Source organism: Massilia sp. Leaf139 (genome assembly GCF_001424165.1).
In the GTDB taxonomy this organism is placed as follows: domain Bacteria; phylum Pseudomonadota; class Gammaproteobacteria; order Burkholderiales; family Burkholderiaceae_D; genus Telluria.
The window spans coordinates 519,850-540,949 of record NZ_LMOJ01000022.1; the positions used below are offsets into that span (position 1 = coordinate 519,850).

Consider the following 21,100-nt stretch of genomic DNA (forward strand, 5'->3'; position numbering starts at 1 on the left):
TGTTTGTTCTCGCGGCCGCTTACTTCGCCGCCGCTGACGCCGGAATCGGCGCCGGTTCGCCCAGCGCGCCCAGCAGCTGCGCGATGTCCACCGGTTTGACCAGGTGCATGTCGAAGCCCGCCTCCAGTACGCGGCGCTGGTCTTCCGCCAGGCCGTAGCCGGTGAGGGCGATCAGGCGCATGGCCGTCGTCGCCGGATTGGCGCGCAGGCGGCGCGCCACCTCGTAGCCGTCGATGCCGGGCAGGCCGATGTCGACCAGGGCCACGTTCGGCAGGTGTGCCGTCGCCAGCGCCACGCCGTCCAGGCCGTCGGCCGACTGCAGCACCGGATAGCCATACACGTCGAGCATGGTCGCCATCATTTCGCGGCCGTCCTCGTTGTCTTCGATCAGCAGCACGGCCGGCTTGCCCGTGGCCGCGGGGGCAGGGGCCGCTTGCGGCGCGGCTGCCGCGTGCGGCGCGTCGGCGCGCGGCAGGCGGATGGTGAAGGCGCTGCCTTCGCCGGCGCCGCTGCTGGCCGCGCTGACGCTGCCGCCATGCAGTTCGACCAGGCGCCGTACCAGCGACAGGCCGATGCCGAGGCCGCCCTGGGCGCGGTCCAGGCTGATCGAGCCCTGGACGAAGACGTCGAACACATGCGGCAGCAGGTCGGCCGCAATGCCTACGCCCGTGTCGCGCACGGTCAGCAGCACTTCCTCGCCATCGAGGCCGATCGTGATGTCGATCGTGCCGCCGGCCGGCGTGTATTTCAGCGCGTTGTCGATCAGGTTGGTGGCGATCTGTTCCAGGCGGGTCGGGTCGCCGTCGACCCAGTTCGGGGCCAGGTCGACATTGATGCGGTAGCCGCCGGTGCGGCCGGTGGCGCGGAAGGTGTCGAGGCAGGCGCCCACCAGGCTGGCCATGTCCACGGGTTTGCGCGCCAGCAGGATCTTGCCCGACATCGCGCGCGACAGGTCGAGCAGGTCGTCGACGATGCGCGAGAGATGCTGGGTCTGGCGCTGGATGATCTGGCGCGCGCGCGTCGCCATCTCGATGTGCGCGCCCGGCATGTCGATCAGGGCCGCGGCGCTGCTGATCGCCGACAGGGGATTGCGCAGCTCGTGGCCCAGCATGGCCAGGAACTCGTCCTTCGCATGGCTCTTGCGCTCGGCCGCCTGGCGCTCCTCGATCTCGCTCATCAGGCGCTCGTTGGTGGCGGTCAGTTCGAGCGTGCGCTGCGACAGCTTCTCGGTCTGGCGGCGCAGCTGCTCGTTCTTGTTGGCCAGGGCCACGAAGACAGAGACCTTGGCATGCAGGATCTGCGGGATCACCGGCGTGAACAGGAAGTCGGCGGCGCCGCGCTGGTAGGCCTTCAGGCGGTCGATCTCGTCGGCCAGGAAGGCGGTGACGAAGATGATCGGGATGTCGGCCGAACGGGCGCGCTGGTGGATCGCCTCGGCCGTCTCGAAGCCGTCCATGCCCGGCATGTTGACGTCGAGGATGATGACGGCGAAATCGTGCAGCAGCACCTGGCGCAGCGCTTCCTGGCCGGAACGCGCGGACAGCACCGTGTAGCCGGTCTCCTCTGCCCATTGATCCAGCAGGCTGGACAGGGCCAACAGGCTGGCTGCGTCGTCATTGACGACCAGAATTTTTGGTTTGTCGGTTGTGGGCACGTCGTTCCTGCTGCGTTCGTCGGAGTGGGCCAAAATTCTGCGGATTGAAAGGATAGCAGAGCCCCAGTGTTTTCCAAAGTAAAGACACGAATAAGGGCGCCAGAATGATAGCACGGCAATTTCTGATGGCTCCGAGCAATCGTGCGCGGTGCTGCGTGTTCGCCAGCGCACATACTAAAAGAACGCCGGATGCGATAGTGGAAGCGTGTCCCGTTCGAGCGTACCGGACGTCAGGAACAGGCTGCTTACCAGAGAGGAAAAATATGAATATCGATACGATTGTTACCGAACAGTACCGTGGCAAGTCGCCGGCGGAACTGGTGGATGCTCCGCTGACCGCCCTGCATGGCATCGGCGAAAAAGAAGCCCGCGCCTTGCAGGAGGCCTTCAACGTGACCACCATCGGCCAGCTGGCCCGGCACCAGGTCATCGCGAATGCCTTCGCCATCGAAATGATCGCCGCCCCCGGCTCCATGTCGGCCTCGGAATCGGCCAAGGAAACCCTGCTCGACGATGCGGTCGAGATGACCTTCCCGGCCAGCGACCCGATCTCGGTCGATTCCGGTATCACCCGCATCGAAGTCGCCCCCGAAAAAGTGGAAGCGGCGCGCGACCACCAGAACGCGTTGGGCATCGCCGCCCACAACGAGGAAGCGGGTGGCCAGGCGAATGTCGGCAGCGCCCAGACCCAATCGAAGGATCTCGGTACGGCGTAAGACACCCGCAATCTACCGGAACGGCGTACGTGCCCGCGGCAATGCGGGTGCGTGCGCCGTTGTGGTTTGGTAGGGTGGGCATGCCCACGCATACGTGCCGCTGCGTGCCGCTGCGTGCCGCACCGCATGCCGAATCACAATGCAAAAAAGGCCCGGTTTCGACGCATCGAAACCGGGCCTCTATCGCTGAACATCATTTACCTGTGCGGCACCAACTCCGGCACCTGCTTGGCCGGCGTCTTGAGCGCCGCCTGCGGCTTGCTGCCCGTCGAGCAGAAGCGGTTCTTGCCCGCGCGCTTGGCTTCGTACAGCGCGTAGTCGGCGATGCTGATCAGGGCGTCGACCGATTCGGCGTCGTCCGGATAGATACTGATGCCGATCGAGGTCGACAGGCGCAGCGTCAGGTCGTTGATGAAGAAGGGTTCGGAAAGCGCCTCGACCAGCTTCGAGGCCGGCCCCTGGGCGTCGGCCAGGCTGTGGATGTCGCCCAGCACGACCATGAATTCGTCGCCGCCCAGGCGCGCCACCGTATCTTCCTTGCGCGACGAGGACAGCAGACGCTGCGAGACCATCTTCAGGATCTCGTCGCCATAGGCGTGGCCGTAGGTGTCGTTGATCGCCTTGAAGCCGTCCAGATCCAGGTACATGATCGCGGCCTTGGCGTGGCCGCGGTTGGCATGCTGCAGGGCGGTCTCGATGCGGTCTTCCAGCAGGCGCCGGTTCGGCAGGCCGGTGAGGGCGTCGTGCAGTGCCAGTTCCTGCTGGGCTTTCGAATACTGGGCCAGCTCTTTATAGAGCAGGCGCACCTCGAGCATGTTGTGGATGCGCTTGTGCACTTCGAGCAGGTCGAAGGGCTTGCTGATGAAGTCGCGCGCGCCCGCTTCCAGCGCGGCGATCTTGAAGCTCGGCTGGGCGGTCAGGGCCAGCACCGGCAGGTAGCCGCCTTTTTCGATTTCCTTAAGGCTTTTCATGACCTGGAAACCGTTCAGGCCCGGCATCTGCAAATCCAGCAGGATGAGGTCGTAGTTGTGCTCGCGGTGCAGCGGGCAGACCTGTTCCGGCTCCATGGTCGAGCTGACGTTGCTGTAGCCTTCTTCGCGCAATATCTCTTCCATCAATTCGATATTGTCTGGCGAATCGTCTACGACCAGGATCTTGGCGTTCAAAATTTCTTGTCTGCTCGGCATGCTTTTTCTCGTCGAAATCGGTACTGGATGGAAACTAATTTCACTACAGGAATCCAACTTTCCCACTTCAAGTAGTCTAACAAAGGCCCAAGAATTTCTTGTAGGACAGCGCCGCGTCCAATAGTAGGAACTTCAAGTGCGCTTTCGGTTGCTCGCCGGACGCACCAGCGAACCCACCGTGTCGATCAATTCGTTCGGCTCGACCGGCTTGGAAATATGCGAACTGAAGCCCGCCTCCAGCGCCCGCAGCCGGTCTTCGGAGCGGGCAAAGGCGGTCAGCGCCACGGCCGGCAGGAGTCCGCCGCGGTCGCGGGGCAGGGCCCGTACCCAGGACAATAACTCGAAACCATCGACCTCGGGCATGCCCAGGTCGCTGATGAGGAGATCGGGCATGTCCGCGCGCAGGGCGTCGAAGGCTTCGCGCGCGCTGGCGGCGATGCGCACGCGTGCATGGCAATCGGTGAGGATGCGCAGGATGAGTTCGCGCGCGTCGCGGTCGTCGTCGACCACCAGCACCGACACCCCGGTCAAATCGCGCAGGGTGAGGTCGGGCGCGGCCGGCGGAGGATTTCCGCCGCCAATGATCATGCTGGCGCGGCGTTCGGCGCGGGTCTGGGCCTTGGCCGGCGGCAGTTCGAACGAGAAGCTCGAGCCCAGTCCTTCGCCGGCGCTTTCCACGCGCACCGTGCCGCCATGCTGCTCGATCAGGTGCTTGACGATGGCGAGACCCAGGCCCAGGCCGCCGTGGCGGCGCGTCATCGAGGCGTCGGCCTGGCGGAAGCGTTCGAACACGTGGGTGATGAATTCCGGACGGATGCCGCTGCCGGTGTCGCGCACCGTTACCACCACCGAGCCGTCGCGTCCTTCGAGTTCGACCGTCACTTGCCCGTCGCGTGGGGTGAACTTGATCGCGTTCGAGAGCAGATTCCACACCACCTGCTGCAGGCGCGCCGGGTCGCCCGCCACCATGCCGGCATTCGGGTGATAACGCTTTTCGATGCGGATGTTCTTGGCGTCGGCCGCTGGGCGCACGGTCTCGATGGCGGCGTCGAGGAAGCCCTGCGGGTTCAGGGTCTGCATGTCGAGCAGCACCTTGCCCGAGGTGATGCGGCTCATGTCGAGCAGGTCCTCGATCAGCTGGGCCTGGGCGCGGGCATTTCTCTCGATCGTCTGCAGGCCGCGCTGCAGGTCGGCCTCGTCCTTGCCGCCGCGGCGGAGTACCTGGGCCCAGCCGAGGATGGCGGAGAGCGGGGTGCGCAGTTCGTGCGAAAGCGTGGCCAGGAATTCGTCCTTCATCTGGCTCGAACGCTCGGCCTCGGCGCGCGCCTCGCGCTCGCTCTCGAGCAGCACCTTGCGCTCCTCGGCCGCCTGCTGGGCCGCCTCGTACAGGCGCGTATTGTCGAGGGCGACAGCGGCCTGGGCCGCGATACCGCGCACGATGCGCTCGGTGCGTTCGGTAAAGATGCCCGGCTCCGGATGGCCGAAGAACATGGTGCCGAGCACCTCGCCCGAACCGGCCACCACCGGCACGGCCAGGTAGCTGCGCACGGTCGGCTGGCCCGACAGCAGGCTGAACTGGGTCGGGCTGGGGCCGTAGCGCGGGTCGTCGAGGATGTCGTCGGAGCGAATGAGGCCGGCGCCGCGGAAGCTCGGCCCGAACAGGGCGCTGGCCTGGGGTTCGCCGAAGCTCTGGAATTCGTTGGCGGTGCCGCCGGACAAGGTGTAGAGCGAAAACTTGGGGCCTTCGCTTTCCTTGCCGTGATAGAAGAAGGCGCCGAAGCGGGCGCCGGCGATGCCGCTGGCGGCGTCGGTGGCGACCTGCAGCAGCGAGCGCAGGTCGCGCGTCGAGGCCAGCGCGCCGCCGGTGCTGTTGAGCAGTTCCAGCACTTTCGACTCCTCGCGCAGGGCCTGCTCGACGCGCTTGACCTGGTCGACGTCGGTATTCGTGCCGAACCAGCGCACTACCTTGCCGTGGCGGTCGCGCACGGCGTTCACCCGGGTCAGGAACCAGCGGTACTGGCCGTCGGCGCCGCGGATCGGGTATTCCATTTCGAATGGCGCGCCACTCTTGATCGAGGCGCGCCAGTGTTCGAGCATGGCGGGCAGGGCGTCCGGCTCGACCGTGTCTTGCCAGCCCCAGCCGGTGGCCAGCTCGGGCGTGGTGCCGGTGTAATCGTACCAGCGCTCGTTGAACCAGACGATCGCGCCATCGGCCTGGGCCATCCAGGCCAGCTGCGGGATCGTATTGGCCAGGGCGCGTAGCACTTCCTCGCTCTGGCGCAGGCTGTCCTCGGCATTCTTGCGGCCCGATATGTCCTGCATCACGCCGGTCATGCCGGTGACGCTGCCGGACAGGGCGGCATTGCCGTAGTCGGCGCGGCCGACCAGGGCGATCCAGCGCGCGTGGCCGCCGTCGGGCAGCAGCCGGCATTCGATGTTCAGGTCGGTGCCGGCGGCAAAGGCCTGCAGCACGGCCTGGCGCACCGTTTCGCGGTCGGGTTCGTCCAGGCGCGCGCGCACCTCGGACCAGGCGTGCGGCACCTGCGTGTCGAGGCCGAGGATCTCGGCGGCGCGCTCGCCCAGGCTGACGCGGTCGCTGGCGGCGTCCCAGCGCCAGTCGCCCAGGCGGCCGGCGGCCAACGCCACCTGCAGGCGGTTGTTGCCGTCGATGAGGGCCTGCTGGTCGGCGCGGCGCCGCGTGATGTCGTGGAAATACAGGGTCAGGCCGTCGGGCGAGGGATACATGCGCGCCTCGATCCAGATCGCCAGGCGCGGATAGAAGAATTCGCGGCTGCCGGTCTGGCGCGAGCGCATCGAACGCTCGAGTTCGATGGCCAGGTTGGTGCCTTTCAATTCCTCGAACTCGTCCCACAGGTGGCGCCCGAGCAGCCCTTCGCGCGACTTGTTCAGGGGCGCCAGCAATTGCAGGGCCCGTCCGTTGACATAGGTGATGCGCCAGTCGAAGTCGACCGCGCAGAAGGCGTCGGTCAGGCTTTCCAGCATGTTTTCCATGCGCGCGTTGGCCTGGCGCAGCGCTTCCTTGGCCGCCAGCAGCTCGGCTTCGGCCTGCTCGCGCGCGGCACGCACGCTGGTGGCGGTACTCAGCGCGGCGGCGCGCATCGTTTCCAGGTCGTCGCGGTTTTCGCTCACGCGGCCCTCCCGTCAGGCGTGCGGACGAACGCCACTCAGGCGCCCGCCCGCAGTGCCTCGCTCACCTGCCCGAGCGCATCCTGCAGCTGATCGAGCTCGTAGGGCTTTTGCAGCGACTGGTAAGGGAAGTCGAGGTGGCGCAGCAGCATGTCGCCGTAACCGGAGGCAAAGATCACCTTCAGGTGCGGATAGCGTTGCAGCGCCTCGCGCGCCAGATCCACGCCGGACATGCCCGGCAGGCTGACATCGGTAAACAACACATGGTAGTGGCGCGCGCTCAGGTGGGCCAGTGCGTCGTCCGGGTGGGCGACGCCGTCGGCTTCGTAGCCGAAAGCCTTGAGCATCTCGCACACCAGGTATTGCGAATCGAGGTTGTCCTCGACCACCAGGATGCTGAGCGTGCCCGGCTCCTGCCCCGCGCCGGCCTGCGCTTCCTGGGTGGGGGCGAGGGCGCACAGTACGCCGCCGATGCCGCCGTCGCTATGAAGCGGGGTGAAGTGCAGGTCGAAGGCGGAGGCGCCGCCGCCGAAGTTTACCTGTGCCGCCGGCACGCGGGTCGCCTCGCCGCGCCAGGCAGCGGCCAGCGCCTCGTCCGCCACGGAGAAGGGTGGCGGCAGCACCGCCGGCACCGTCCCGCCCGGCACCCGGCTGAAACCGGGCCCGGCCAGCGCCCCGTAGGCCTCGTTGCACAGCACGACCGGCTGCCGGCCCCATGCCAGCAGCATCGGCAGCGGCAGGTTGAACATCAGGTCGGCGGCCAGGCGCAGCGGCTGCGGCCACCCCGCGGGGTCGCCGAGCGCACTGGCGCGCCAGTCATAGGAGGAAACGGCAGGAGCGGACTTACCGGAAGCGGGCATGGGAAACGGCCTGTTGTGTATTCAAAAACATGGCCGAATCGTACACTAATTAGGGGCATCTTGTCGGCACGCAGGAGTGCGGCGCGCGTGCAGGGGTATCAACGGCGGTGCCGAACGTCAATATGGCGTGGCGGCAGCCAGGGCGATCGCGTCGTCCAGCCGGTCGTTCCCCCAGAACATCTCGTCGCCCACGAAGAAGGTCGGCGCGCCGAAGATGCCGCGCGCCGCCGCCGCTTCCGTGTTGGCGCGCAGGCGCAGCTTGTTGTCCGGTTCGAGGGCGGCGGCGAGCACGGCGTCGGCGTCGGGCACCAGGCCGGCCAGGGCTTCACGCACGGCGGCGGCATCGTCGATTTCGCGATCCTCGACCCAGTTCTGCGTCATGACGCGGCGGCAGAAGGCGCCGATCCAGGGCGCGCCGGCGCCCAGCACGGCCACCCGCATCGGCAGCACGGCGCTGCGCGGGAAAGCAGCGGGCCGGCGCCACGCCAGGCCGTGTTTCGCCGCCTGGCGCTCCATGTCGCGCCACATGTAGCGGCCTTTCGCCTCCTGCAGCACGAACGGGGAGCTGCTGTAGCCGAGTTGGCGAAAGACGGGGCCGAGCAGGAAAGGGCGCCACAGTACGATTACACCGGCCTGGCGCGCCAGCGCCTCGATCCGCATCGCGGCCAGATAGCTGTAGTTGCTGCCGAATTCGAACCAGAATTCGAGGGAGCGGCCAGTCGTGTCAGGCTGTGTCAACATGCTCTCCCGAAGGAAATGGATGGCGATCCAGCCATGATAGCAAGCCGATCCGGGACACTGGACAAAAAAAAGCCCGCTCCAGGGGAGCGGGCTGAATCTATTTCCGAGGAGGAGAATAGAGGAGACAGGGAGAATTATGCTGCAATGCAATACCGTTTGCCAATTGAGATTTCTGATGACAGTCATTGATGTTGCGTATGGCTGGTGCATACATGCCCGTCGTCGTGGTGCGTACCGTACTCGCTTGGTGCATTGGAGAAAATGTTTTACCATGCGATATGTCACGAAACAATTCATGGCTGTGCAGCATGCATGAGCGCGACCTGCAACTTTAACCCCGGCCAATGACTCGACACCGCTTCCTCCGATCCCCGCAGCTGACAAGCACCGTGCCCGCGCGCCGGCGCCTGCTCGGCTGTTCGTTGGCCCTGGCCGCGGCGGTGTTCGCCGGCGGTGCGCTGGCACCAAGCGCCGCGGACGCGCAAGGCGCCGGCAACCAGGCGCTCGAGCGGCGGGTCAAGGCCGCCTTTCTCTACAAGTTTCTCGGCTATGCCGACTTCCCGGCCGCTGCCTTCCCCGACAGTGCAGCGGCGGTGACGATCGGCGTGGTCGGTTCGGACGAGATGGCCGCAGAGCTGGGGCGGGTGGTAGCGGGGCGCCTGGTGCGCGGCCGCCCGATCGTCGTGCGCAACTTGCGCGAGGGCGACATCGGCCAGGTGCACCTGCTGTTCGTCGCCGGCAGCGACAGCGCGCGCGCCGGCCGCATCCTGCGTGCGGCGACAACAGGCGGATCGGCGGCCATGCTGCCGGTCACCGAGTGCGAGCTCGGCCTGCAGCACGGCAGTGTCATCAATTTCAGGATTATCGAGGAGCGGGTGCGGTTCGACGTCTCGCTCGACTCGGCAGAGAGGAATAACGTGAAACTCAGTTCGCGCCTGCTTACGGTCGCCAACCGCGTCGTAAAGGGAAACAGCTGATGCAGTCCCGCCCCATGCACGACAGAGGTTCCGTCCGCAGCAAACTGATCAAGATGGCGGTGTTTACCACGCTGGCGGCGTTGCTGTCGGCCTCGATCGCCATGCTCGTGCTCGACCTGCGCACCTTCCAGCGCTACTGGGTCGACGATCTAACCACCCAGGCCGACATCATGGCCAGCGTGACCGCGCCGGCGCTCGCCTTCAACGACGCCGTCACCGCCCGGCAGCAGCTCTCCGTGCTGCGCGCGCGTCCGCAGATCCTGGCCGGCGCCGTCTATGCCAACACGGGCGCCCGCTTCGCCACCTATGCCAAGGCCGGCGCCGCTGCCGATAACGAAGCGCGCCTGCCGCCGCGCCCGCAGGCGCCGGGCTACCGCATCGAACGCGGCGAGCTCGAGGTCTGGCACAAGATCGTCGAGAACGGCGAGCCGGTCGGCACCGTCTACCTGCGCTCGCGCTACGGCCTGCTCGACCGCCTGCTCAACTACGGCGCCATCCTCGGCGGGGTGATGCTGGGCGCGCTGGTGATCGCGGCCCTGGTGGCTTCGCGCTTGCAGGCGGCGATTACCCGTCCGCTGGAAGCGGTGACCAACGTGGCGCGCCAGGTGATGCAGCAGCGCGACTTCACCCTGCGCGTGCCGGGCAATAACAGCGGCGAGATCGGCGTGCTGGTCGAGGCCTTCAACGACATGCTGGCCGAGATCGGCCGCCGCGCCGAAGCCCTGCAGGCGGCCAACCGCACCCTCGAACACGAAATGGACGTGCGCCAGAAGGCGGAAGACGCGCTGATCGTGGCCGACCGCAGGAAGGACGAATTCCTCGCCACCCTGGCGCACGAGCTGCGCAATCCGCTGGCGCCGATCCGGACCGGCCTCGACATCCTGCGCATCCGCAGCGGCGACGCCCAGGCTACCCAGCGCGCCACCGACATCATGGAACGCCAGCTGCGCCAGATGGTGCGCCTGGTGGACGACCTGCTCGACGTCTCGCGCATCAACACCGGCAAGTTCGCCATCAAGATGGGCCGCGTGGAACTGAAAGCCGTGGTCAACGATGCGCTCGAAGTGGTGCGCTCGTACATCGAACTGCATGGTCACGAGCTGGCGCTGGATCTGCCGGATCGTCCGGTCTTCCTTCATGGCGACGCTACGCGCCTGGCGCAGATCCTGTCGAACCTGCTCAACAATGCGGCCAAGTACACCAACCGCGGCGGCAGGGTCACGCTCTCGGGCCGGGTCGAGGACAAGACCCTCGTGCTGGAGGTGACGGACACGGGCATCGGCCTCGCGCCCGAGATGCTCGACTCCGTGTTCGAGATGTTCGTCCAGGTCGACTCGACCCTGGAACGCACGAACGCCGGCCTGGGCGTGGGCCTGTCGCTGGCGCGCAAACTCGTCGAACTGCATGGCGGCACGATCGCGGCCTACAGCGAAGGCCTGGGACGCGGCAGCCGATTCACGGTGCGCCTGCCGATCGTGGTCGAGCCGGAACCCCTGAGCAAACCGACGCCGGCCGCCTTCATCAGCACCGAGACCTACCGCATCCTGCTGGCCGACGACAACGTCGACTTCGTCAACAGCATCGGCGCCTTGCTGACAGCCATGGGCCACAGCGTGGTGATCACCCACAATGGCCCCGATGCGCTGGCTGCGGCGGCGCGCTTCTGCCCGGACTACGCCTTCCTCGACATCGGCCTGCCGCAGATGTCGGGCTACGACCTGGCGCGCGGCATCCGCAAGCTGAGCTGCGGCCCGATGACGACCCTGATCGCCGTTACCGGCTGGGGCCAGGAAAAGGACCGCCAGCTCGCCTTCGAGGCCGGGTTCGACCACCATATGGTCAAGCCGGTGCGTTTCGAGCAGATCGAGGAAATCCTCGGCAACCGCAGCCTCATCAAGAAGCTTCGTACCTGAGCGCTTATGTGGGCTGAACGGTACGGCGGACGCGTTGCCGCAGCCCGCCGTACCGTGACTGCCTGCTGGCCGCGCTACTCGCGCTTGGCCTTGCGGCGGCGCGCCAGGAAGCCCAGGATGCCCAGGCCGCCCAGCATCATGCCGTAGGCGCCCGGTTCCGGTACCGGCATGAGCATCATCGCCCCGCCGAATGAGGCGCCGTCGTCCGAGACGATGGTGCCGTCCACACGCAGGTAATAATCCCCCGCGCTCAGGTTGCCCCCGGCGACCGTCCACACGTCCACCGCGCCGGTCTCCATCGACGTGCCTTCGCTCAGCAAGGTGTCGTTGCCGTCGAACAGATCGAAGCTTGTGATGTCGAGGCCGACCTCGGCGGTACGGCTGACCGAGGCCACGATCGCATCCAGGTTCTGGCCGACGGTGCCGGTCACGCTGAAGGTGAAGCGGTCCGCGAAGGTGTTGCCGCTGTTGCCAGCCTCGAAGCTATCGCCGAAAAATGCGGTATCGTCGATCAGTTCGAGGGCCTGGGGCGGGCTGCTGATATCCGTCTGTGCCCATGCTCCGGGCGTGGCGAATGTGGCGCTTGCCAATACCACTGCTGCCAGTAACGATTTTTTCATAACGTCCTCTCGCGATGTCGGCCGCGTCCTGCGGCCGCGTGATGGCAATCGGGGACTTCATGCTAGCAAAGCGGCCGGGCGATTTGCGTCATTTACAAGGAGTGTGACTCTGCGGCGACAATGGGTGCCATAAATAAATCTTTCCCTCTGTTTGCACTGGTCGCCGGCGTTTCATAGGAGCCCGAGTTAAGAGCAATTGATGAGCGGAAAAGGCGGCCGAGTTGCTCGTACAGCGTCGGTATAGTCCTACGAAAACAGGAGTTCATATCCTGTGCAGAGCTAAGGAGATTTCTAAGCCCGGTTTAAGACTTGCGTGTCCGGTATCGGGTAAGGAAGAGGAGAGGAGGGGAGCAGAAAAGAAAAATGGCCCAGAATCTCTTCTGAGCCATTTTCTTGAAACTGTGGTGCGGCTGGCAGGAATCGAACCCACGACCCCTTGGTTCGTAGCCAAGTACTCTATCCAGCTGAGCTACAGCCGCCCGAAGCACGCATTATAGCGGGGCAAGGCGGCGTAGCGCGTGAAGCCGATGTCGAAGTAGTCGGCCGAGACGATGTTCACCAGGTTCGAGACGACNGGTGCGGCTGGCAGGAATCGAACCCACGACCCCTTGGTTCGTAGCCAAGTACTCTATCCAGCTGAGCTACAGCCGCCCGAAGCACGCATTATAGCGGGACATTGGCAAAATGGGAAGTGTACGCGAGGCGTCGTACGAAATGGCTGAAGACGAATCCGGGGTGCAAACGAAAAAGGCCAGATCTTGCGATCTGGCCTTCGTATTTCGTGGTGCGGCTGGCAGGAATCGAACCCACGACCCCTTGGTTCGTAGCCAAGTACTCTATCCAGCTGAGCTACAGCCGATCTGGCCTTCGTATTTCGTGGTGCGGCTGGCAGGAATCGAACCCACGACCCCTTGGTTCGTAGCCAAGTACTCTATCCAGCTGAGCTACAGCCGCCCGAGGCACGCATTATAGTGGGGCATTGGCAAAATGGGAAGGGGCAGTTTTTGCGAACCGGCGCCCAAAACGAAAAAGGCCAGATCTCGCGATCTGGCCTTCGTATTCGTGGTGCGGCTGGCAGGAATCGAACCCACGACCCCTTGGTTCGTAGCCAAGTACTCTATCCAGCTGAGCTACAGCCGCCCGAAGCACGCATTATAGCGNGGTGCGGCTGGCAGGAATCGAACCCACGACCCCTTGGTTCGTAGCCAAGTACTCTATCCAGCTGAGCTACAGCCGCCCGAAGCACGCATTATAGCGGGGCATGACCGAAATGGGAAGTGTCGATTTGCCACCAGTAAAAACGCGTAAGTGACAAGCCCGGCGCCAAACGAAAAAGGCCAGATCTCGCGATCTGGCCTTCGTATTTCGTGGTGCGGCTGGCAGGAATCGAACCCACGACCCCTTGGTTCGTAGCCAAGTACTCTATCCAGCTGAGCTACAGCCGCNGCGATCTGGCCTTCGTATTTCGTGGTGCGGCTGGCAGGAATCGAACCCACGACCCCTTGGTTCGTAGCCAAGTACTCTATCCAGCTGAGCTACAGCCGCCCGTGAGACGCATTATAGCAGCGGTGCCGGCATTGCGGAAGTCTTAATTTATTACGGGCCGGCACCAATCCTCTGGTAGATTAGCCGCTCCGTATTCGACATCAATAGAACTATGCTGGGCTTTACCTTTCGCGGCGGCATGACCGCGATGCGCCCCTCGCTCGCGGCGCTGGGCCTGCTGGCCCTGCTGGCGCTGGACGGCGTCGCCAGCGCGGCCGCGCCGCGCAACCTGCGTTTCGAACGGGTCTCGATCGAGCACGGCCTCTCGCAGGAATCGGTGCTCAACATTCTCCAGGATCGCCAAGGCTTCATGTGGTTCGGCACCCAGGCCGGCCTGAACCGCTACGACGGCTACAAGATGAGCGTCTACAGCACCGACCCGCAAGACCCCGGTTCGCTCCCCGACAGCTTCATCACCGCTTCTTTCGAGGATGCCGAAGGGCGCCTCTGGTTCGGCACCAAGGGGGGCCTGGCGCGCTTCGACGCGGCCGCCGCCAAGTTCGTGCGCTATCCGCTGCAGGGGGCAGGCGCCGCGCCGCACGGCAACCGCAGCGTCAACGCGATCACCGCCGACCGCCAGGGCATGCTCTGGCTCGGCACCAGCGACGGCTTGACCCGCTTCGATCCGGCCAGCGGCGCCTTCACGACGATCCGCCATCCGGGCCACGACGGCGCCCTCGGGGGCGACACCGTCAGCGCGCTTGCCTTCGACGGCCATGGCGTGCTGTGGGTGGGCACCGCGCGCGGGGTGGGGCGCCTGGCGCCGGGCGCGCGCCAGCTCGAACACATCGCGCCCCTGGACGGCGACGCGCGCCGCGCACGCATCAACGCGCTGGCGATGGGCCCGCGCGACACGCTCTGGGTCGGCACCGATGCCGGACTCGAGGCCTGGGAGATCGCCGATGCCAGGCCCCGGCAGCGCGCGGTCACGGCGCAGGAGGGCGTGGGCGAGCTGCGCGTGGCGGCGCTGTATGTCGATACCGGCGGCACCCTCTGGGTCGGCACCGACCTCGACGGCGTGAAATGGCGCGACCCGAGCAGCGGCCGCTTCGTCTCCTACGGCAACCGGCCGCTCGACGCCCACAGCCTGGCCGACAACCAGGTCGCCTCGATCCGGATCGACCGCAGCGGCACGCTCTGGGTCGGCAGCCGCATGCGCGGCCTGTCGCGCACCGACCTCGCCAGCGGCGGCTTTTCGAACTTCAGCTTTCGCCCCCAGGCCAGCTACCGCACCGGTTTCGAAAAGGCGCGCGATGTCGCCGTGCGCGCCGACGGCAAGGTCTGGATCGGCACCACCGGCGGCGGCCTGGTGCTGCTCGACCCCGAGACCGGCGCGACCGAACAGCTGCGTCACCAGCCGGGTCGCATGGACACGCTCCCGAGCGATGTCGTGCACAGCCTGTCCATCGTCGGCGAGCGCCTGTATGTCGGCAGCGCCGGCGCGCTGGCCTGGAGCGACGCGCAGGGCGGCCGCTTCCACCGGGTAGGGTTGCCGGGCCTCGGCTCGGCAACCGTGCAGGAGGTGCTGCGCACCCGTGACGGCGTGCTATGGGCCGTCACCCGCGCCGGCCTGTATCGGCTCGACGACGCCGGCAAGGTCGCCCAGGTCTGGCGCCACGACCCGCGCGCACCCCAGGGGCTCGGCGACAACACCCTGTTCCAGATGGTCGAGGATGCCGACGGCATGCTCTGGATCGGCACCGACAACGGCCTGGATCGCTTCGACCGCCGCAGCGGCGTCTTCACCCATTACCGCCACGACCCGAGCGACGGCGGCAGCCTGCGCCACAACCGCGTGTACGGCCTGACGCTGGCGAAGGATGGCCGGCTCTGGGTTGCCACCGCCGGCGGCCTGCACGGGATGGAGCGCGGCGCCGGCGGCAAGCCGGTCTTCCGCCTGGTGCAGCTGCGCGATGCGCGCGAACCGCTGCCGATCGGCGCCGTGCTGGAGGACGGTCGCGGACGCCTGTGGGCCAGCATGACCGACGGCATCAGCCGCTACGACCCGGCTACCGGCCAGCACAAGCACTATACGGCCAAGGACGGTCTCAATGAAGGCACCTTCTATGTCGGCGCCAGCGCGCGCGGGCCGGACGGCCAGCTGCATTTCGGCGGCGTCAACGGCCTGGTCTCCTTCCTGCCGGACGCGATCCGCGACAACCCCTTCCCGCCGGTGGTGCGCATCACCGACTTCCTCGTCTTTAACAAGCCGCAGCGCCTGGCCACGCCGATCGACCGCACCCGCGAGATCACGCTGACCCAGCGCGAATCGGTGTTCTCCTTCGAGTTCGCCGGCCTGCATTACGCGGCGCCCGCCAGCAACCGCTACGCCTACCGGCTCGACGGCTTCGACGCCGGCTGGGTCGAAACCGACGCCAGCCGGCGCTTCGCCACTTACACCAACCTCGATCCGGGCACCTACGTGTTCCGGGTGCGGGCCAGCAACAAGGACGGCGTCTGGAGCGAGGCGCCAGCGGCGCTGACGGTCACGATCACGCCGCCCTGGTGGAAGAATGGCTGGCTGCGCCTGCTGGCGCTGCTGCTGGCCGCGGCGGCGGTGGCGGCCGGCTACCGCCTGCGCATCCGCGCGCTGGTGCAGCAGAAGGAGGTGCTCGAACGCGAGGTCGGCGCGCGCACGGCCGAACTGGTGCTGCAGAAGGACGCCGCCGAACGGCGCAAGCGCGAGGCCGAGGCGCAGGAGGAGGCGGCCGACAGCGCGCGCCGCAACATCGCGCTCCTGTCTGACATCGGCCGGCGCCTGACCGCCAACCTCGACACCGAGGCCATCATGGCCACGCTCTACGAACATGTGGAGGTGCTGATGGAAGCGCCGGTGTTCGCGGTGGCCGTGGTGCGCCAGGACGGCCTGCAGCTGGACTTCCCGTACGCGGTGGTGGACGGGCGCCGCTGCGCCGCCCCGGGCCGCGAGCGGCGCGACCCGCGCCAGCTGGCCGCCTGGTGTATCGAGCACGGACGCGAAATCTTCATCGACGAGCTGGCGGCGGACTGCGCGCGCTACCTGCCGGGCGTCGATCCGCGCGAGGCTGCCGCGAGTGCATTGCCCTGCGCGGCGGCCTCGCGTCTCCCGCGTTCGCTTCTGTATGTGCCGGTCGCGGTCGGCCAGCGCGTGCTGGGCGCGCTGACGGTGCAGAGCTTCGCGCCGCACGCCTACCAGCGCGTCCACCTCGACATGCTGCGCACGCTGGCCGCCTATGTCGCCGTCGCGCTCGACAACGCCCAGGCCTACCGCCAGTTGAAGGATGTGCAGGGCCAGCTTGCGGCCCAGGAAAAGCTGGCTTCGCTCGGCTCGCTCGTCGCCGGGGTCGCGCACGAACTCAATACCCCGATCGGCAACAGCCTGCTGATGGCCAGCACGCTGCACGAGAAAACGCTCGCGATCCAGGCGGCGCTGGCCGCGTCGACGCTGCGGCGCTCGGAACTCGACGGCTATATCGGCGCTGCGGGCGAAGCATCCGACCTGATCGTGCGCAGCCTGCACCAGGCGGCCGATCTGGTGAACAGCTTCCGCCAGGTGTCGGTCGACCAGGCCAGCGCCGGCCGGCGCCGCTTCGACCTGGCCCAGGCCTGCCAGGAAATCGTCGCGACCCTGATGAACAAGGTGCGTCTGGCCGGGCACACGCTCGAACTGGCGGTGCCGGCCGGGCTCACGATGGACAGCTATCCGGGCCCGCTCGGCCAGGTGCTGATCAACTTCGTCAACAACGCGCTGCTGCACGCCTTCGAAGGACGCGGCGGGGCCATGCGCCTGGCGGCAGAGGCGCTCGACGAGGACTGGGTGCGCATCACCTTCTCCGACGACGGTCGCGGCATCGCGCGCGAGCACCTGCCGCGCGTCTTCGATCCCTTCTTCACGACGCGCATGGGGCAGGGCGGGACGGGCCTGGGCCTGAACATCGCCCACACGATCGCCACCTCGCTGCTGGGCGGATCGATCCGGGTCGAGAGCGCGCCGGGCGCCGGCACCGCCTTCATCCTGGAGCTGCCCCTGCGGGCGGCCGAGGCGCGGCCGGCGCGGGTGCCGGCGGAGGGCAGCATGTCGATCTGATCCGCGCGCGCGTTGCCTGTACGGAACGATGCATTAATTCAACCCTGTGATAGCATCGGCGGGTTCCTTGCTTCATCGGCAACGTCGCCACCTTCACATGACCAGATCGATTCACCGCGCTTCACTCCCCGGAAGGGCCCTCCCGCATGGCTGAGTTCGCGCCTGCACAGGGCTTCTTGGGCGCGCGTGCCGCCGTCTTGACCCGCCGCGAGCCGGCGCGCCTGAACACGGCCTTCGTGGTGTCGGCGCTGGTGCATGCGCTGCTGCTGAGCATGGCCGTCGGCGGCGATCGCCTCGGGCTGCCCGGCTTGCATTTTCCCTGGGAAGAGCGGCGCCTCGGCGCGGATGCGCTGCGCGTGCGGGTCGCGCCTCCTGCCCCAGCGCGGCCGCCGGCGAGCCCGCCGCCACCGTCCGCCCCCGCCCCGCGCAGCGCTGCGGCGAAGGCGGCGCCGATACCGGCAGCGGCGCCTGCGCCTGCGCCCGTGCAGGCGAAGGCGGATGCGGCTCCCGTGCCGGCTCCTGTCGTCCAGCCGGCCCCTGTGCCGGAACCCGTCCCTGTGCCCGATCCCGTGATTGCGCCGCCGACCGTCTCCGCAGCGGCGCCGCCTCCGGCGATGCGCGCGCAAGTGGAGCCCGCGCCGATGGCGGCGATCGTCGACGATTCGTCGCCGGATCGCGCGGACGATGCCGCAGCGGCCGCGAAGGCAGCCGAACAGGCGCGCGAAGAAAGCCTCGCGCAGATCGCGGTCGCGAAGGCAAACGCGGACGCTGAACGGCTGCGGGTGGAGCAGGCCGAGCAAACCCGGCGCGACGCCACACGCGCGCAAGCCCTGCGGCAGGAGCAGCAGGAAGCGGCGCGTCAGGAGCAGTTGCGCCAGGCCCAGCTCGACGCGGCGCGCGAGACGGCGGAACGCCAGGAACTGGCGCGCCAGGCCGCCCAGGCACAGGAGACGGCCCGCCAGCTCGAACAAGCCCGCCAGGAGCAGGCGCGGGCCGAAGCTGCCCGCCTGGAAGCCGAGCGCCAGGCCTTTGCGCGACAGGAGGCTACCCGCCAGGAAGCGGTACGGCAGGAAGTCGCACGTCAGGAAAGCGCGCGTCAGGACGCCGCCCGTCAGGAAACGGCGCGACAGGAGGCGGCTCAACGAGAATCAGCGCGTCAGGAAGCGGCCCGACTAGAAGCAGTACGACAGGAAGCAGTACGACAAGAAGCAGTACGACAAGAAGCAGCCCGTCAGGAAGCCGCCCGTCAGGAGGCTGCGCGTCAGGAAGCGGCTCGTCAAGAAGCCGCCCGTCAGGAAACGGCGCGTCAAGAAGCAGCACGTCAGGAGGCGGCACGACAGGAAGCCGCACGTCAGGAGGCTGCGCGCCAGGAGGCGGCTCGTCAGGAAGCGGCGCGCCAGGAGGCGGCCCGTCAGGAGGCGGCCCGTCAGGAAGCCGGGCGTCAAGAGGCGGCACGCCAGGAAGCAGCACGGCAGGAAGCCGCCCGCCAGGAAGGCGAGAAACAGGCCCAGGCCCAGCGCGACCGCGAGCGCGCCAAGGCGGACGAGGAAGCCAGACGCGAGGAGCGCCTGCGCGCGATCGGCCGCCAGCTCGACGCCGAAAAGGCGCAGCGCGAGGCCCCGCCCGCGCCCACGGTCAGCAGCCTGCGCCGCGGCTGGCTGTTCGGGCGTGCCGATCCGAACGCGGATCTGGTCGCGTACGCCCAGGGCATGAGCCGCAAGATCGAGATGAACATGACCATCGACGCCGTGCGCGAGCTGGTGAAGCAGCCGCATACCCAGCCGGTGGTGACGGTGGCGGTGCGCGCCGACGGTTCGGTGGAGAAGGTGACCTTCAATGTCTCCAGCGGCGTACCCGCCATCGACGAGGCGATCCGCCAGATCGTCGCCGGCCAGGCGCCCTACGGCGCCTTCCCGCCGGCGCTGGCGCGCCAGTACGACGTGGTCGAGATCCGGCGCACCTGGATCTTCGACATGGCGGTTCGTCTGCAGTAAAAAAAAGGGCGGCCTGCGCCGCCCGGTTCTCAACCCACCAGGTTCGTCGGCCGCCCGGCTTCCCAGGCTTCGATATTATCGACCAGCATATCGGCCAGGGTCTGCATCGCCCCGGCGCTGGCCCAGGCGACGTGCGGCGTCAGGATGAAGTTCGGCAGGCGCAGGCCCAGCAGCGGATTGTCCTGCGACGGCGGCTCCTTGCTGAGCACGTCGAAACCGGCGCCGCCGATCGTGCGCTGCATCAGGGCCGTGGCCAGCGCTTCCTCATCGACCAGGCCGCCGCGCGCGGTGTTGATCAGCAGCGCGGTCGGCTTCATCAGGCCCAGCTCGCGCGCGCCGATCAGGTGGCGCGTGGCCTCGTTCAGCGGCAGGTGCAGGCTGAGCACGTCCGAGGTGGCGAGCAATTCGTCCAGTTCCAGTTGCACGACGCCCGGCTCCTCGACTTTCGAACGCGAGCTGGTGGCGACGGTCATGCCGAAGGCCTGGCCGATCTGGGCCACGCGCCGTCCCAGCGCGCCGTAGCCGACGATGCCGAGCCGGCTGCCGGCCAGGTCGCCGATCGGGTGGTCGAGCAGGCAGAAGCGGTTCGAGCGTTCCCAGCGGCCCGCTTCGACGTCGGCGACATAGGCGCGCAGGTTGCGGCGCAGGGCCAGCATCAGCGTGAAGCAATGCTCGGGCACGGAGACGCCGGAATAATCGCGGATGTTGGCAACCGCGATGCCGCGCGCGCGGCAGGCGGCGAGGTCGACATTATCAGTGCCGGTGGCGGCCACGGCCACCATGCGCAAGTCGGGCAGCTGCTCGAGCGCCTCGGCGCGCAGCGGCACCTTGTTGGTGATGGCGACCGTGGCGCCTTGCAGGCGTTCCACCACCTGGTCGGGCGCGGTGGACGCAAAGTCCTGCCAGTCGTGGCCGAAGGCGGGACGCCGTACCTTGGCAAGCAGGCTGTCGCGGTCGAGGAAGACGATCTTGTGCATGGCGCGCTCCAGGAAGGGGTGCGCATATTGTAGAGCATGCGCCGGAGAGGGGTCGGAACCGGCGGCAAACGCCGGGCGGCGGAGAGCCGGGACGAAAAAAAGACAGGGCGAACCCTGTCTTCTTTGGGCTATGGTGGGCTCGAGCGGCCTGTAATTATTTGGTGGTCGTGGTGGTCGTGTGCGCAGCATGCGTGTCGGCCTTGTGCTCGGCCTTCGCTTCCGCTGCATCGGCCTTGGCTTCGGCCTTTTTCTTGGTGGCTTTCTTGACGGCCTTGGCCTTGTCCTTGGCGGCGTCCGCTTTCGCTTCGGCCACGTCAGCCTTCGCGTCGGCCGAGGCCTTTTCTACCTTGGCATCGGCTTTCGCCACTTCCTTCGCTTCCTTGGCTTCCGCCTTGGTGGCCGGGGTGGTCGTCTGGGTGGCGGTGCTCTGGGCAAAGGCCGAGGTGGCGAACAGGCCGGCAATCAGGGTAGCGACGATTTTGCTCATGGTGATCATTCCTTCAAGGAGTGGATGAGGTGGAACCGATGGGGATGGTTCCCGGTGCTGCTGTGCCCAATAACGCGAGCCGTCCTGACAACGTTGACGCCAATTACATCCGGTTACATTCAGGCGCTGCGCCAGGGGCAGCGCGACCGTTAGCTGCCGTACAGTCGCAGGAAATGTCGCTCGCTACACTGGCCGTACCGGAAAAAACGCAGGAGT

Annotated in this window: 13 protein-coding genes, 7 tRNA genes and 1 pseudogene; 5 read left to right on the top strand and 16 right to left on the bottom strand. The window is 67.1% G+C overall.

What is annotated here, in order from left to right:
- Nucleotides 1-19: 19 nt before the first annotated feature.
- Nucleotides 20-1,654: a response regulator gene (locus ASF77_RS13720; protein WP_056340462.1), complete on the bottom strand. Its 1,635-nt coding sequence runs from the start codon at nt 1,652-1,654 to the stop codon at nt 20-22.
- Nucleotides 1,655-1,917: 263 nt separating this feature from the next.
- On the opposite strand from ASF77_RS13720, the gene ASF77_RS24925 reads away from it, so the two are divergent.
- Nucleotides 1,918-2,370, top strand: a complete 453-nt coding sequence (locus ASF77_RS24925) for a hypothetical protein (protein ID WP_229445441.1) — start codon at nt 1,918-1,920, stop codon at nt 2,368-2,370.
- Between the two features lie 197 nt (nt 2,371-2,567).
- Here the strand turns inward: ASF77_RS24925 and ASF77_RS13730 are convergent, their stop codons facing one another.
- The 4 genes from ASF77_RS13730 to ASF77_RS13745 form a co-directional block, all read right to left on the bottom strand.
- The gene (locus tag ASF77_RS13730; RefSeq protein WP_056340151.1) at nt 2,568-3,557 is read right to left on the bottom strand and encodes a diguanylate cyclase domain-containing protein; all 990 of its coding nucleotides are present in this window, start codon (nt 3,555-3,557) and stop codon (nt 2,568-2,570) included.
- A gap of 132 nt (nt 3,558-3,689) precedes the next feature.
- Nucleotides 3,690-6,707, bottom strand: a complete 3,018-nt coding sequence (locus ASF77_RS13735; protein ID WP_229445442.1) for an ATP-binding protein — start codon at nt 6,705-6,707, stop codon at nt 3,690-3,692.
- 35 nt (nt 6,708-6,742) lie between these two features.
- A complete protein-coding gene (locus tag ASF77_RS23700) occupies nt 6,743-7,564 on the bottom strand; it encodes a response regulator (RefSeq protein WP_082493763.1) in 822 nt (273 codons plus the stop codon).
- Nucleotides 7,565-7,681: 117 nt separating this feature from the next.
- Nucleotides 7,682-8,305 carry a 2-hydroxychromene-2-carboxylate isomerase gene (locus ASF77_RS13745; RefSeq protein ID WP_056340154.1) on the bottom strand — a complete coding sequence of 208 codons (624 nt, stop codon included), beginning with the start codon at nt 8,303-8,305 and terminating at the stop codon, nt 7,682-7,684.
- A gap of 389 nt (nt 8,306-8,694) precedes the next feature.
- Between ASF77_RS13745 and ASF77_RS13750 the strand changes: the two genes are divergently transcribed.
- A complete protein-coding gene (locus tag ASF77_RS13750; protein ID WP_162244857.1) occupies nt 8,695-9,282 on the top strand; it encodes a YfiR family protein in 588 nt (195 codons plus the stop codon).
- On the top strand, nt 9,282-11,195 hold the full coding sequence (locus tag ASF77_RS13755; protein WP_056340160.1) for an ATP-binding protein: 1,914 nt from the start codon (nt 9,282-9,284) through the stop codon (nt 11,193-11,195). The genes ASF77_RS13750 and ASF77_RS13755 overlap by 1 nt, the downstream gene beginning before the upstream one ends.
- 74 nt (nt 11,196-11,269) lie before the next feature.
- Here ASF77_RS13755 and ASF77_RS13760 read toward each other — a convergent pair whose 3' ends face one another.
- The 9 genes and pseudogenes from ASF77_RS13760 to ASF77_RS13800 all read right to left on the bottom strand — a co-directional run bounded on the left by ASF77_RS13760 (nt 11,270) and on the right by ASF77_RS13800 (nt 13,360).
- Nucleotides 11,270-11,815 carry an FxDxF family PEP-CTERM protein gene (locus ASF77_RS13760; RefSeq protein ID WP_056340163.1) on the bottom strand — a complete coding sequence of 182 codons (546 nt, stop codon included), beginning with the start codon at nt 11,813-11,815 and terminating at the stop codon, nt 11,270-11,272.
- Between the two features lie 402 nt (nt 11,816-12,217).
- Nucleotides 12,218-12,294 (bottom strand) — tRNA-Arg (locus tag ASF77_RS13765).
- 23 nt (nt 12,295-12,317) lie between these two features.
- Nucleotides 12,318-12,389 (bottom strand): annotated as a pseudogene (locus ASF77_RS25120) (ArsB/NhaD family transporter); the annotation flags it as partial.
- 3 nt (nt 12,390-12,392) lie between these two features.
- Nucleotides 12,393-12,466: transfer RNA gene (locus tag ASF77_RS13770), tRNA-Arg, on the bottom strand.
- Nucleotides 12,467-12,692: 226 nt separating this feature from the next.
- Nucleotides 12,693-12,769 (bottom strand) — tRNA-Arg (locus tag ASF77_RS13780).
- 109 nt (nt 12,770-12,878) lie between these two features.
- Nucleotides 12,879-12,955, bottom strand: a tRNA-Arg gene (locus tag ASF77_RS13785).
- A gap of 23 nt (nt 12,956-12,978) precedes the next feature.
- Nucleotides 12,979-13,052, bottom strand: a tRNA-Arg gene (locus tag ASF77_RS13790).
- A gap of 131 nt (nt 13,053-13,183) precedes the next feature.
- Nucleotides 13,184-13,260: transfer RNA gene (locus ASF77_RS13795), tRNA-Arg, on the bottom strand.
- 23 nt (nt 13,261-13,283) lie between these two features.
- Nucleotides 13,284-13,360 (bottom strand) — tRNA-Arg (locus ASF77_RS13800).
- 112 nt (nt 13,361-13,472) lie between these two features.
- Here ASF77_RS13800 and ASF77_RS13805 point away from each other — a divergent pair.
- Entirely contained in the window at nt 13,473-17,426 is a 3,954-nt protein-coding gene (locus tag ASF77_RS13805) for a two-component regulator propeller domain-containing protein (protein ID WP_056340166.1), read from the top strand.
- Between the two features lie 146 nt (nt 17,427-17,572).
- Nucleotides 17,573-19,420 carry a TonB C-terminal domain-containing protein gene (locus tag ASF77_RS13810; protein ID WP_056340169.1) on the top strand — a complete coding sequence of 616 codons (1,848 nt, stop codon included), beginning with the start codon at nt 17,573-17,575 and terminating at the stop codon, nt 19,418-19,420.
- A gap of 29 nt (nt 19,421-19,449) precedes the next feature.
- Here the strand turns inward: ASF77_RS13810 and ASF77_RS13815 are convergent, their stop codons facing one another.
- A complete protein-coding gene (locus ASF77_RS13815) occupies nt 19,450-20,397 on the bottom strand; it encodes a D-2-hydroxyacid dehydrogenase (protein ID WP_056340171.1) in 948 nt (315 codons plus the stop codon).
- A 154-nt stretch (nt 20,398-20,551) separates the two neighbouring features.
- Nucleotides 20,552-20,884 (bottom strand): hypothetical protein, encoded by a 333-nt coding sequence (locus ASF77_RS13820; protein WP_056340471.1) that lies wholly within the window; start codon nt 20,882-20,884, stop codon nt 20,552-20,554.
- Nucleotides 20,885-21,100 lie beyond the last annotated feature (216 nt).

Coding starts and splice junctions, on each gene's coding strand:
- ASF77_RS24925 (WP_229445441.1), top strand. CDS start 1,918: ATGAATATCGATACGATTGTTACCGAACAGTACCGTGGCAAGTCGCCG.
- ASF77_RS13730 (WP_056340151.1), bottom strand. CDS start 3,557: ATGCCGAGCAGACAAGAAATTTTGAACGCCAAGATCCTGGTCGTAGAC.
- ASF77_RS23700 (WP_082493763.1), bottom strand. CDS start 7,564: ATGCCCGCTTCCGGTAAGTCCGCTCCTGCCGTTTCCTCCTATGACTGG.
- ASF77_RS13745 (WP_056340154.1), bottom strand. CDS start 8,305: ATGTTGACACAGCCTGACACGACTGGCCGCTCCCTCGAATTCTGGTTC.
- ASF77_RS13755 (WP_056340160.1), top strand. CDS start 9,282: ATGCAGTCCCGCCCCATGCACGACAGAGGTTCCGTCCGCAGCAAACTG.
- ASF77_RS13760 (WP_056340163.1), bottom strand. CDS start 11,815: ATGAAAAAATCGTTACTGGCAGCAGTGGTATTGGCAAGCGCCACATTC.
- ASF77_RS13805 (WP_056340166.1), top strand. CDS start 13,473: ATGCTGGGCTTTACCTTTCGCGGCGGCATGACCGCGATGCGCCCCTCG.
- ASF77_RS13810 (WP_056340169.1), top strand. CDS start 17,573: ATGGCTGAGTTCGCGCCTGCACAGGGCTTCTTGGGCGCGCGTGCCGCC.
- ASF77_RS13815 (WP_056340171.1), bottom strand. CDS start 20,397: ATGCACAAGATCGTCTTCCTCGACCGCGACAGCCTGCTTGCCAAGGTA.
- ASF77_RS13820 (WP_056340471.1), bottom strand. CDS start 20,884: ATGAGCAAAATCGTCGCTACCCTGATTGCCGGCCTGTTCGCCACCTCG.